The following is an 11,831-nucleotide window of genomic DNA, read 5'->3' on the forward strand; positions in this document are numbered from 1 at the left end:
GCCTGTGGGACGACGCCATGCTGCGTCATGAACCGCCGCTGATCGGCGGCTGGTACGCCGCCCCGGAAAAAGGCACGAGCGACAGGTTCTTCAAGCGCTATGAAAAGACCTACGGGCTTACCGCCCCGCGCCTGGCCACCCTGGGTTATGACGCCGTCGCCCTGGCCGCGACCATGGTGCGGCAGACCCCGGTTCCCGATTTCTCCGATGAGCGCCTGACCGATCCGGCCGGCTTCATAGGCATCGACGGCCTGTTTCGCTTCCGCACCGACGGCAGTTGCGAACGGGGCCTGGCGGTCTATGAAATCACCACCGGGGTATTCCGGGAAATCAGCCCGGCGCCGACCAGCTTTATCCCGCCGTCACGGGTGCCGCTGACGGATTCCGAGGTGGATAAAATCTTCTACGGCCTGGTCAGGCAAGGAGCTCGCCCAGAAGGTAATTCAGCAGGGGCGCTCCCTTCCCTGTTACCCGAAGATGCCCCGCGTCCTTATCAAGATATCCCTGAGCAAGAAGAGCTTCCAGGCGGCTTTGATCCAGATGATCTTCCAACGGATCTCCAATCCGCGCCTGAAACTCTGCCAGAGCAATTCCCCGGCTCAGCCGAAGACCCATCATAATCATTTCCTCGGCCATGGTCCGGCGATCCAGCAGCTCGTCCTGTTCGGTGGCATGGCCTGTTTCCTGCACATCCCGCAGCCAGAACTCCGGTTTGCGCCGCTGGCAGGTGGCATGCAGTCGCCCCTCTACCGTCAAGCGGCCGTGAGCGCCGGGACCGATTCCGATATAGTCGCCGTAAGTCCAGTAGGTCATATTGTGGCGGCTTTCCTCCCCCGGTGCGGCATGGTTCGAGACCTCGTAAGCCGGCAGGCCGGCAGCGGCACAAACCTCGCGCGTCAGGTCATACATTTCGGCCGAGGCGTCTTCATCGGGCAGGATCAGCTGCCCCTTGCGATAAGCGGCATGGAACGGCGTGCCCTTTTCCATGGTCAGCTGATAGAGCGACAGGTGATTGGCCGCCAGATCCAGCGCTTCCTGCAGTTCCCTCTCCCACTCGGCCACAGTCTGGCCCATGCGGGCATAGATCAGGTCGAAACTGTTGCGGCGGAAATATTTCTGGGCCAGGGCGATGGCGTCCTTGGCTTCGGCGACACTATGTTCCCGGCCCAGCGCCCTGAGGTCGTCATCCCGGAGTGACTGAATGCCGAGCGACACCCGGTTGACGCCGGCAGCGGCGAAATCGCGGAATTTTTCCGCCTCGACACTGGTGGGATTGGCCTCAAGGGTGATTTCCGCCGTGTCCGGCAGGGACCAGTTCCTGCCGATGCGGTCAATCAGACCTTCCACCGTCCGGGCCGACATCAGCGACGGGGTGCCGCCACCAAAGAAAATACTGCCGATACCACGCGGACCGCTTAAGCCCGCATAATGATCCAGCTCCCGACACAAGGCATCGAGCCACGCTGCTTCGTCGATACTTTCACGCACATGGCTGTTGAAATCACAATAGGGGCATTTGGACCGGCAGAAGGGCCAGTGCACATAAACGGCAAGGGACTGTGCGGCGTCAGCTGTTTTGTTCAAAGCAGGCCTTGATCAGTTTGCGGAAGGCATCGGCCCGGTGGCTGATGTCATGCTTTTCTTCCGGGTCCATTTCCCCGAAAGTCTGGTGATAGCCGTCCGCCTCGAAAATGGGGTCATAGCCAAACCCGTTTTCCCCGCGCGGCGGCCAGACCAATGTCCCGTAAACACGCCCTTCAAAGGATTCGGCATGTCCTTCGGGTTCTTCCTCGCTCGGCGGCCAGGCAAGACTCAAAGCACAGCTGAAATGGGCGCTGCGTTTTTCGATATGTTTGTCTTCCAGCTCCCGGGTGAGTTTTTCCATGCCATAATCAAAGTCGCGCTCGCCGGTGTCAGGCCGGACCGCATAACGGGCGGAATAGATGCCCGGGATACCACCGAGCGGCGGCACCACCAGGCCGGAATCATCGGCCAGGGCGACGAGGCCGGACTCACTGGCTGCTGACCTGGCCTTGAGCTCGGCATTTTCCAGGAAGGTGGCGCCTGTTTCTTCCGGTTCAGTCAGATTTAGCTCCTCGGCGGAATAGACTTCGACACCGAAAGGATGCAGCAGTTCACTGATTTCGCGCACCTTGCCGGGATTGTGGCTGGCAACAACGAGTTTGTGCTCCCGGAATTTCCTGGCCATGGCTCAGCCCTCCAGAACCTCTTTCTGCTTTTTGACGAGCTGGGACACGCCGATTTTGGCAAGCCGCATCAGGCGCAGCAGTTCTTCCTCGCTGAAGGGTTCTTCTTCCGCCGTGCCCTGGATTTCCACAATCCGGCCGTCGCCGGTCAGCACGAAGTTAGCGTCCGTCGCGGCGGCGCTGTCCTCGTCATAATCCAGATCCAGCACCGGGGTTCCTTCATAAATCCCGCAGGACACGGCCGCTACTTCGGTGGTGATCGGCATTTTCTCGATCAGGCCGTCGGCCAGCATGCGTTTGAAACACTGATAGAGCGCCACATAAGCGCCGGTGATGGAGGCGGTGCGGGTGCCCCCGTCAGCCTGGATCACGTCACAGTCGATCCGGACCTGACGTTCGCCAATGGCTTCCATGTCGCAGACGGCGCGCAGGGCGCGGCCGATCAGGCGCTGGATCTCCTGGGTGCGGCCAGATTGCTTGCCGCGGGCAGCTTCACGGCCCATACGGCTGTGGGTGGAACGGGGCAGCATGCCATATTCGGCAGTGACCCATCCCTGCCCGGTGTCGCGCAGGAACGGCGGCGCCTTGTCTTCAAGCGTGGCGGTGCACAGGACATGGGTGTCACCGAATTTGGCCAGACAGGAGCCTTCGGCATATTTGGAAAATCCGATTTCAAGTTTGACGTCTCTGAGCTGGTCGGGTGTACGGCCGGAAGGTCGCATAAAAATCTCTCCTCATTCCTGTGCAATTCCCGTTGTTCTATCCCTATCCCGCGCCAACGTCCACCCCAATAGTCGGTTCAGCCGTTTTTTCGCACGCAAATTATTGAAATTTCCCACAGGAAGAATAGATTCAGGATCATGCTTCTGGAAACACTGAACGACAGATCGCGGGATATCTTCCGTCATATTGTGGATGCCTATCTGACGACAGGCGACCCGGTCGGATCGCGCACCCTGTCGAAAATTCTGACCAACCCGCTGTCACCGGCCTCCATCCGCAACGTGATGGCCGACCTGGAAGACAGCGGCCTGATCTATTCGCCCCATACCTCTGCCGGGCGCATTCCAACCGAGCTGGGACTGCGCATGTTTGTGGACGGCCTTCTGGAGGTAGGTAACCTGTCGGAAGACGAACGCACCAATATCCGCATCAAGTGCCATGAAAAAGGCAGCCGTCTGGAGGAAATCCTGCCCCAGGCCACCAGCCTGCTGTCCGGCCTGTCCCAGTGCGCCAGCATCGTCATGGCGCCGAAATATGAACGCCCCCTGAAACATATCGAATTTGTTCATCTCGGCCCCGGCCGGGCCCTGGTGGTGCTGGTCAGCGAAGGCGACGATGTGGAAAACCGTATTATCGAGGTGCCGCACGGCCTGACGCCGTCCGCCCTGACCCAAGCCGGCAATTATCTCAATGCCCGCATGGTCGGCCGCACCTTCGCCGAAGCCCAGAAAATCATCCAGCAGGAATTGCAGCAGCAGAAAGCGGAACTGGACAAACTGACCCAGCAGGTTGTGGAACAGGGCCTGGCAGTGCGCGCCGGAAAGGAAGGCGGCCTGTCCGACACCCTGATCGTCCGTGGCCGGTCAAACCTGCTGGATAATGTCGAGGCCCGGGAAGACCTGGAACGGATCAGGACCCTGTTTGACGACCTGGAAACCAAGAATGACCTGATCAGTCTCCTGGACCTGGCCAAAAATGCCGAAGGTGTAAGAATTTTTATCGGTTCGGAAAATAAGCTCTTTTCCCTTTCCGGATCTTCTGTTATCGCATCCCCCTATATGGACGCGGACAATAACATTCTGGGAGTGATCGGCGTAATCGGCCCGACAAGGTTGAATTATGCCCGTATCATCCCCATTGTTGACTATACCGCCAAGGTGATTGGAAACATCCTTTAAAGACAAGAAGAACAAGATATGACCGAGAACACAGAGCATACCCAGGAAAAACCTGAAGAGCAGGCCGCTGACGCAGAAGGCGCACCCGCTGAACAGACAGCAGAACAGTCCGCTGATGACGCCCTGGCGGCGGCCATGGCGGAAATCGCCGACCTGAAGGACAAACTGCTCAGAGCCGTTGCCGAAACCGAGAACCTGCGCCGGCGCGCCGAGAAAGAACGTCAGGATGCCAGCAACTATGCCGTTACCGCCTTTGCCCGCGACCTGCTGCCGGTCAGTGACAACCTGCGCCGGGCGCTGGACAGCCTGCCCGAGGATGCCGACGGAAATGAAACCCTCAAGGCCCTGGTGGAAGGCGTGGAGATGACCGAACGCGAACTGCTCAACAATTTCGAGAAGCACGGCATTCGCATGGTCGACCCCAAAGGGGAAAAATTCGATCACAATCTGCACCAGGCCATGTTTGAAGTTCCCAACAGCGGGGAAGCGGATGGCACAGTCGTCCAGGTCATGCAGGTGGGATATACCCTGAAAGACCGCCTGTTGCGCCCGGCCATGGTTGGTGTCGCCAAAGGCGGATCCGGCGAAAAAACCGAACATGTGGACACCACCGCCTAACCTTAAGACAATATTCATGAATTGAGGCCAGTCTACGAACTGGCCTTTTTTATTGCCATGCTATATTGGTAAAACAAGATTTTTTTCATTGAGGCGAGTTAAGGTGCTTGATCGTGTGTAGGCGAGTATTTCCCGCGGTATTTTTGTTTTTCTTGATGCTTTCCCTTTCGTTCGCCGCGAAAGCCAAGGAAGAATTTGTCATTGCCTCCATCAGTGAAAAACCTTCGGAAGAAGTAAAGAAATTCAAGAAGCTTGCTGAACACCTGCAGGAAAGCCTTGAAGAATTCGGCTATACCCGGAGCCGCGTCTTTATCGCACGCGACACTGAGGCCGTTGCCAAAGCCTTTCGCGACGGTGTTGTGGATATTTTCATGGACAGCCCCCTGGTGGTCGAAAAAGTGAACGACCTGGCCGACAGCAAAACGGTCCTCCGACGCTGGAAAAAAGGCACCGCCCATTACCACAGTGTCATCTTTACCCTCAGGGACAGCCCCATAGAGGCGCTTCCCGACCTGGTCGGAAAGACGATTGCCTTCGACGACCCCGCGTCTACAACCGGCCATATAATGCCCCGGATATTGTTTCAGGATGAGGGCCTGCCGCTGAAGGAAGCCCGTCCGGGGGAAAATGATGATTTCGGCAGTGATGCGGTCAACTTTTTCTTTTCCGGTCATGACGAAAATACCCTGACCTGGGTCCTGCACCAGAGAGCGGATGCCGGCGCCATGTCCAACATCAAGCTGGAAAGGCTGTCAAATGCAGACATGACCAAGCTGAAAATCATCAGCCGGTCCAGGTTATTGCCGCGTCATGCGGTAACAGTGTCCCCGCACCTGTCTGACGACGCGACCGCTAAAATCATAAATGTCCTGACGACGCTCGACCTGACGAAAGAAGGCCGGAAGATTCTGAAAAAGGCTGAAAAAACCACCAAATTCGATATTATGCCGCCATCGGAAACAACTTATATCAGGGAACTTTACGTCCGATTAAAAGACAGCTCTCTGAACAAATAACCATGTCCCTGCGCTGAAAAATAGAATGAAACGACTCTGGACCAAGAGTATACGCACCAAATTGCGCCTGTTTACAGCTTCCGTCATTATTCTGGTGACGGGGGCAACGACCTATTTCACAACAGCGATCTCGCGGCAGGAACTGATCGGCCAACAGGTTCGCGACAGTGTTACCTCGGTGGAGACCATATCCTCAATCATTGCCGATGACGTGTACTATCTGAACAGCGTGAATATCCGGGATTACCTGCGTTCCCTCTCCGCCAACAGGAATATCGTTGAAAGTTTTGTACTGGACCACAACCGCGAAGTCCTTACCGACGGCACTACGGAAAACGCCCTGAGGGGAGAGAATGCCTCGGCATTATTTCCTCAATCCCTGTTCGATCAAAAACAGATCAGTGCCCACAATCTTGCGGACCATTATTGGGTCGGCGGTCCGGTAAAAATCTCCAAAGAGGATACGATAGGCTATATTTTTGTAAAATATTCCCTGCAACGCACCAATGCCACCATCGATAAACAACTTCTTGAACAACTGGCGATTGCCTGTTTCTGCGCGGCCATCGCCCTGTTCCTGTCCAGCATTTTTGCCAACCATATTACAAAGCCGCTGGCCGACCTGACCGGCAAGGCGAAGCGCATTGCCCAAGGCGAGAAAAATGTCGCCCTCAAGGTCAAGGGACAAGATGAAATTGCCGAACTCGGGCATGCCTTCGAACAGATGGTGGAGCATCTTCATGCCTCCAATGCGGAACTGAAGGAACTGAGCGACAACCTGGATAATGAAGTACGCGCCAGGACTGCAGAGCTGGAAGAACGGGGCGAAGCCCTCCGGGACGCCCGTGATCGGGCCGAGGCCGCCAACCGGGCGAAGTCAAATTTCCTGGCGGTGATGACCCACGAACTCAGGACACCGATGAATTCGCTGCTCGGCATGCTCGACCTGATCCGTTCCACAGAACTCTCCGACAAACAACGGGACTATGTCGAGACGGCGAAAAGTTCCGGTGACATGCTCCTGACCATCATCAACGATATTCTGGATCTCTCCAAAATCGAGGCCAATAAACTGGACCTTGAATATACTTCTGTACCGGTGGAAGAATTCCTCGAGGATATCGTCGACATCTACTTCTACCGGGCGCGGGACAAGGGCCTGACCATTGACCTGGACATTTCACCCAACATACCCGGGGAAATCGAAACCGATCCGGACCGCCTCAAACAGGTTCTGGCCAACTTTATGGACAATGCCATTAAGTTTACGGAAAAGGGGTCCGTAATCCTCCGGGCTTATCCCTGCGAGATCGGCAAACCGCTAACCGAAGCCATTTGCTTCTCTGTCCGGGATACCGGCAAAGGTATTTCGGAAAAGAACAAGAAAAATATCTTCAAGGAATTCACCCAGGAAGATGCCTCCATCACCCGCAAATTCGGCGGCACCGGGCTGGGCCTGGCCATCAGCAAGAAACTGACCGAACTGATGGACGGGGTCATTGGCTTCGAAAGCAAGGAAGGTGAAGGCAGCATGTTCTACTGCCGTCTTCCCGTCAGCCATAAATCCAACGGCTCCCGCGACGCCGCTCAGTGATGACCGGAATGATCATGTCCCTGCATCGGCGCCTGTTTCATGACATGGGCAGTCACTTCCACATCACCGGCTTTCTCAAATGTCAGGATCAGGGGGAAACTGTCTCCTTCTGACAATTTTTCCTTAACATCGAAAATCATGACGTGATAACCGCCGGGGGCAAACATCACCATCTTCCCGGCAGGAGCGTCGACATGGTCCACCTGGCGCATTTTCATCACCCCCTGGTCGTGGATATGCTCATGCAGTTCAGCCCGCTCCGACAAGGTGGTTTTGACGGCGAGCAACCTGTCATCTTCCGCCCCGTTGTTCTTCAGCATGAAATAAGCGGCACCGGTCCGCCCGGCCATAAACACCGGCCTTGCCCAGGCGTTGGTCACTTCGATCTGCGTCTCATCGGCAGAAGCGATGGAGACAAATGATAGTGACATGAAGGCTGCAAAAATAGTTACAAATATGGCGCGCATGACTTGGTATTTTCCTGTAAATGAAACGCGATAATTTTCGTTCTGGTCTGGTTCCTGATCATTAATAGCGCAATATGCCCGTTTCAAGGCGCAAAAAATATAATTTTTGGCAATTATCGCCTTGCAGCGTTGGAAAACACCCCTATATAACCCTCATAAACCAGACGCTGCCGGACTGCGGCGGAAATTTTTGAAGTAACTGAAAAATGGTATCCCGTGCGATGCATGTGATGGTCGAACGGAATAGCCGCAAGACAGAGGATTATAATGGGTAAGGTAATTGGAATTGACTTAGGTACAACAAACTCCTGTATCGCTATCATGGATGGAGCCAAGCCTAAGGTTATCGAAAATGCGGAAGGTGGTCGCACGACACCTTCAATGGTTGCTTTCACAGATGACGGAGAACGCCTCGTCGGCCAGCCGGCGAAACGCCAGGCCGTCACCAACTCCGAAAATACACTATTTGCCATCAAACGTCTTATTGGCCGTCCGTTTGACGATCCGGCCACCAAAAAAGACATGGAGATGGTGCCTTATAAAATTATCAAGGCCGACAATGGCGACGCCTGGGTTGAAGCCCAGGGCAAGGACTACAGCCCGAGCCAGGTCTCCGCTTTCATTCTTCAGAAAATGAAAGAAACCGCCGAGAACTATCTTGGCGAGACTGTTGACCAGGCGGTGATTACCGTGCCGGCTTACTTCAATGACGCCCAGCGCCAGGCCACCAAAGACGCCGGCAGGATCGCTGGCCTTGAAGTCCTGCGTATCATCAACGAACCGACTGCTGCCGCCCTGGCCTATGGCCTGGACAAGGAAGAAGGCAAGACCATCGCAGTTTACGACCTTGGTGGTGGTACCTTCGACGTTTCCATTCTGGAAATCGGCGACGGCGTATTCGAAGTGAAATCCACCAACGGCGATACCTTCCTCGGCGGTGAAGACTTTGACATGCGCCTGGTGGAATATCTGGCCGATGAGTTCAAGAAAGAGAACACCATCGACCTGCGCAACGACAATATGGCCCTGCAGCGCCTGAAAGAGGCTGCCGAGAAAGCCAAGATTGAACTGTCCAGTTCCCAGCAGACTGAAATCAACCTGCCCTTTATCACAGCCGACCAGTCAGGCCCGAAACACCTGACCCTCAAGCTGACCCGGGCCAAGCTGGAAACACTGGTTGCTGATCTGGTTCAGCGCACTGTCGCCCCCTGTAAAGCAGCCCTGAAAGATGCTGGCGTGACTGCGGCGGAAATCGACGAGGTTGTTCTGGTGGGCGGTATGACCCGCATGCCGAAAATCATCGAGACGGTAAAGGAATTCTTCGGCAAGGAACCGCACAAAGGTGTGAACCCGGACGAAGTGGTTGCCATGGGCGCCGCGATCCAGGCCGGTGTTCTGCAGGGCGACGTGAAAGACGTGCTGCTGCTGGACGTAACCCCGCTGTCCCTCGGTATTGAAACGCTGGGCGGTGTGTTTACCCGCCTGATCGACCGCAACACTACGATCCCGACCAAAAAGTCCCAGGTTTTCTCCACTGCGGAAGACAACCAGACTGCCGTGACCATCCGGGTGTTCCAGGGTGAGCGTGAAATGGCTGCCGACAACAAACTGCTCGGCCAGTTCGACCTGGTCGGCATTCCGGCCGCACCGCGCGGCGTACCGCAGGTGGAAGTGACCTTTGACATCGATGCCAACGGTATCGTGAATGTGTCCGCCAAGGACAAGGGCACCGGCAAGGAACAGCAGATCCGGATCCAGGCTTCCGGCGGTCTCAGCGATGAGGACATCGAAAAGATGGTTCAGGACGCCGAAGCCCATGCGGATGAAGACAAGAAGCGTAAAGCCCTTGTGGAAGCCCGCAACCAGGCTGAAAGCCTCGCCCACTCCGTGGAAAGCCAGCTGGCTGAGCATGGCGACAAGGTCGATGCCGGTGAAAAATCCGCCATCGAAGAGGCAGTCAAAGCCACCAAGGAAGCGGCTGAAGGTGAGGATGTGGACGCCATCAACCAGGCTGTGCAGAACCTGCAGCAGGTTGCCATGAAGCTTGGCGAAGCCGTCTACAAGGCCCAGGCCGAAGGTAGCGAAGCAGCCGGCGGCACAGAATCTTCTGCCGACGATGATGTGGTTGACGTTGATTACGAAGAAGTTGACGAAAACAACGACAACAAATAATCAACACGTCATGTGTGGATCGCTAGAATACTGAGCAAACCGAAAAAGCGCCGTCCTGAAGGATCAAAATCCCTATCAGGGCGGCGCCATCGCTCAGCAAAGGTAGAAGACCGGGGTAGCAATGGCAAAAGCATGTTTTTATGAAATCCTTGAAGTGGAAAGATCGGCCAGTTCCGCCGATCTGAAAAAGGCCTACCGCAAAAAAGCCATGCAGTTTCATCCCGACCGTAATCCAGGCAATACGGACGCGGAAGCCAAATTCAAGGAAGTCAACGAAGCCTACGATATCCTGAAAGACGACCAGAAACGTGCTGCCTATGATCAGTTCGGCCATGCGGCCTTTGAGAACGGCGGCGGCCCCGGTGGCGGCGGTCAGGGATTCGGCGGTTTTGACTCCGCTTTTTCCGATATTTTTGAAGACCTGTTCGGCATGGCCGGTGGCCGTGGACGGCGCTCCCGCGCCAACCAGCGCGGCGCCGACCTGAGATATAATCTGACGGTGACCCTGGAAGATGCCTTCAGCGGCAAGGAAGAAAAGATCACCATCCCGCGCGCTGTCCCCTGTGACGCCTGCGGGGAAACCGGCGCCAAGGAAGGCTCCAGCCCGGAAGTCTGCGCCACCTGTAACGGGATCGGCAAGGTCAGGACCCAGCAGGGTTTCTTCATGGTGGAACGCACCTGTCCCACCTGCAACGGCAAAGGCCAGGTCATCACCGATCCCTGTGACAAATGCCACGGGGCTGGTCAGGTCGAGGAAACAAAAACCCTGTCAGTCAAGATTCCTTCCGGGGTAGAAGACGGGACCCGTATTCGTCTTGCCGGTGAAGGCGAACGAGGCCGGCGCGGCGCCCCGCCCGGTGACCTCTATATCTTTATCAATATTGAATATCACCCGATTTTCCAGCGGGAGGGATCCACTATTTTCTGCGAGATCCCGATCGCCATGACGACGGCAACCCTGGGCGGGGAAATTGACGTTCCCACCGTTGGCGGTGAAAAAGCCACATTGAAAATCAGCGCCGGCACCCAGACCGGCAAACAGTACCGCCTGCGCGGCAAGGGCATGCCTGTGCTGCAATCCAGCCAGGTCGGCGACATGGTCATTCAGGCCCGGGTGGAAACACCTGTCAACCTGACGAAAAAGCAGAAACAGCTGCTGCGCGCCTTTGCCGATGAATGCGGAGATGAAGTCAGCCCTGAATCCTCAGGCTTTTTCAACAAGGTCAAGGACCTGTGGAACGACCTGACCGAATAAGGCAATGGCCGGATCAGTTATAGATGATCCCGTCACCTTCCACCTCGTCATCAATATCCCAGACAAAGCTGTCTTCGTCTTTGACCTTGCGTCCTGATAGGGTCTTGTTCTGGGCGGAACTGTCAAACACCGGCACGTAACGGCCATCGACCAGACGGTACTGGAACGGATGCTGGATGGTCCACATGATGCGTTTGTAGAGGGATTCCGGCGAGACGGGCTTGACCAGAAACTGATTGACTCCCACCGCCTGGGCTTCCTTCACCCGGGTGATCTCACTGTAGGCGCTGACCACGATAATCGGTGTAAAACACTCCGGGAAATTGTTCTCCGAGCGCATCAGCTTCACAAATTCATACCCGCCCATGGGTTTCATGCGCCAGTCGGTGATGATCAGGTCAGGGGTCCAGTTTTTCATGATTTTCAGCGCGTCCTGGGCGCTGTAGGCAACCTTTAACTGCTCGTTTCCAAACGCCGTCAGCATGGCCTGCAGAAGGGTCACCATATTTTCATTATCATCCACCACGAGAATGGAAATATTGGAAAAATTCATTTGGACTTCATTTCTGCCTGACTGTGTATAGGCCCTTATTCTAGCGTT

Annotated in this window: 11 protein-coding genes; 6 read left to right on the top strand and 5 right to left on the bottom strand. The window is 55.8% G+C overall.

What is annotated here, in order from left to right; all coding sequences use genetic code 11:
* Nucleotides 1-414: 414 nt before the first annotated feature.
* Genes hemW through rph form a run of 3 tightly spaced genes read right to left on the bottom strand, consistent with a single transcriptional unit; the run spans nucleotide 415 to nucleotide 2,929 of the window.
* Entirely contained in the window at nucleotides 415-1,584 is a 1,170-nt protein-coding gene (gene hemW, locus FIV46_RS18285) for a radical SAM family heme chaperone HemW (RefSeq protein ID WP_139940766.1), read from the bottom strand.
* Nucleotides 1,568-2,209: an RdgB/HAM1 family non-canonical purine NTP pyrophosphatase gene (gene rdgB / locus FIV46_RS09910; protein WP_139940767.1), complete on the bottom strand. Its 642-nt coding sequence runs from the start codon at nucleotides 2,207-2,209 to the stop codon at nucleotides 1,568-1,570. The genes hemW and rdgB overlap by 17 nt, the downstream gene beginning before the upstream one ends.
* Before the next feature lie 3 nt (nucleotides 2,210-2,212).
* Nucleotides 2,213-2,929, bottom strand: a complete 717-nt coding sequence (gene rph / locus FIV46_RS09915; protein ID WP_139940768.1) for a ribonuclease PH — start codon at nucleotides 2,927-2,929, stop codon at nucleotides 2,213-2,215.
* A 138-nt stretch (nucleotides 2,930-3,067) separates the two neighbouring features.
* On the opposite strand from rph, the gene hrcA reads away from it, so the two are divergent.
* The 4 genes from hrcA (at nucleotide 3,068) to FIV46_RS09935 (ending at nucleotide 7,336) form a co-directional block, all read left to right on the top strand.
* Complete coding sequence (gene hrcA, locus FIV46_RS09920; RefSeq protein ID WP_139940769.1) at nucleotides 3,068-4,108, top strand: heat-inducible transcriptional repressor HrcA; 1,041 nt, start codon at nucleotides 3,068-3,070, stop codon at nucleotides 4,106-4,108.
* An 18-nt stretch (nucleotides 4,109-4,126) separates the two neighbouring features.
* Nucleotides 4,127-4,726, top strand: a complete 600-nt coding sequence (grpE, locus tag FIV46_RS09925; protein WP_139940770.1) for a nucleotide exchange factor GrpE — start codon at nucleotides 4,127-4,129, stop codon at nucleotides 4,724-4,726.
* 155 nt (nucleotides 4,727-4,881) lie between these two features.
* Entirely contained in the window at nucleotides 4,882-5,742 is an 861-nt protein-coding gene (locus tag FIV46_RS09930; protein WP_139940771.1) for a phosphate/phosphite/phosphonate ABC transporter substrate-binding protein, read from the top strand.
* A gap of 25 nt (nucleotides 5,743-5,767) precedes the next feature.
* The gene (locus FIV46_RS09935) at nucleotides 5,768-7,336 is read left to right on the top strand and encodes a sensor histidine kinase (RefSeq protein WP_139940772.1); all 1,569 of its coding nucleotides are present in this window, start codon (nucleotides 5,768-5,770) and stop codon (nucleotides 7,334-7,336) included.
* Here the strand turns inward: FIV46_RS09935 and FIV46_RS09940 are convergent.
* Entirely contained in the window at nucleotides 7,330-7,767 is a 438-nt protein-coding gene (locus FIV46_RS09940) for a copper chaperone PCu(A)C (protein WP_219846064.1), read from the bottom strand. The two genes, FIV46_RS09935 and FIV46_RS09940, sit on opposite strands and share 7 nt — an antisense overlap.
* Before the next feature lie 303 nt (nucleotides 7,768-8,070).
* Here FIV46_RS09940 and dnaK point away from each other — a divergent pair, with 303 nt between their 5' ends.
* Both dnaK and dnaJ read left to right on the top strand, forming a co-directional pair.
* A complete protein-coding gene (gene dnaK, locus FIV46_RS09945) occupies nucleotides 8,071-9,975 on the top strand; it encodes a molecular chaperone DnaK (protein ID WP_139940774.1) in 1,905 nt (634 codons plus the stop codon).
* Nucleotides 9,976-10,096: 121 nt separating this feature from the next.
* Nucleotides 10,097-11,230: a molecular chaperone DnaJ gene (gene dnaJ, locus FIV46_RS09950; protein ID WP_139940775.1), complete on the top strand. Its 1,134-nt coding sequence runs from the start codon at nucleotides 10,097-10,099 to the stop codon at nucleotides 11,228-11,230.
* Nucleotides 11,231-11,243: 13 nt separating this feature from the next.
* On the opposite strand, the gene FIV46_RS09955 is transcribed toward dnaJ, so the two are convergent.
* Nucleotides 11,244-11,783, bottom strand: coding sequence for a response regulator (locus FIV46_RS09955; RefSeq protein ID WP_139940776.1), 540 nt, complete (start codon nucleotides 11,781-11,783; stop codon nucleotides 11,244-11,246).
* Nucleotides 11,784-11,831: the final 48 nt, after the last annotated feature.

Origin of the sequence: Emcibacter nanhaiensis (assembly GCF_006385175.1) — a bacterium.
GTDB classification, from domain to species: domain Bacteria; phylum Pseudomonadota; class Alphaproteobacteria; order Sphingomonadales; family Emcibacteraceae; genus Emcibacter; species Emcibacter nanhaiensis.

Bases quoted from the DNA above. Each gene is read 5' to 3' on its own strand.
- FIV46_RS09955 (WP_139940776.1), bottom strand. From the start codon at position 11,783: ATGAATTTTTCCAATATTTCCATTCTCGTGGTGGATGATAATGAAAAT.
- dnaJ (WP_139940775.1), top strand. From the start codon at position 10,097: ATGGCAAAAGCATGTTTTTATGAAATCCTTGAAGTGGAAAGATCGGCC.
- rdgB (WP_139940767.1), bottom strand. From the start codon at position 2,209: ATGGCCAGGAAATTCCGGGAGCACAAACTCGTTGTTGCCAGCCACAAT.
- rph (WP_139940768.1), bottom strand. From the start codon at position 2,929: ATGCGACCTTCCGGCCGTACACCCGACCAGCTCAGAGACGTCAAACTT.
- dnaK (WP_139940774.1), top strand. From the start codon at position 8,071: ATGGGTAAGGTAATTGGAATTGACTTAGGTACAACAAACTCCTGTATC.
- FIV46_RS09940 (WP_219846064.1), bottom strand. From the start codon at position 7,767: ATGTCACTATCATTTGTCTCCATCGCTTCTGCCGATGAGACGCAGATC.
- FIV46_RS09930 (WP_139940771.1), top strand. From the start codon at position 4,882: ATGCTTTCCCTTTCGTTCGCCGCGAAAGCCAAGGAAGAATTTGTCATT.
- grpE (WP_139940770.1), top strand. From the start codon at position 4,127: ATGACCGAGAACACAGAGCATACCCAGGAAAAACCTGAAGAGCAGGCC.
- hrcA (WP_139940769.1), top strand. From the start codon at position 3,068: ATGCTTCTGGAAACACTGAACGACAGATCGCGGGATATCTTCCGTCAT.
- FIV46_RS09935 (WP_139940772.1), top strand. From the start codon at position 5,768: ATGAAACGACTCTGGACCAAGAGTATACGCACCAAATTGCGCCTGTTT.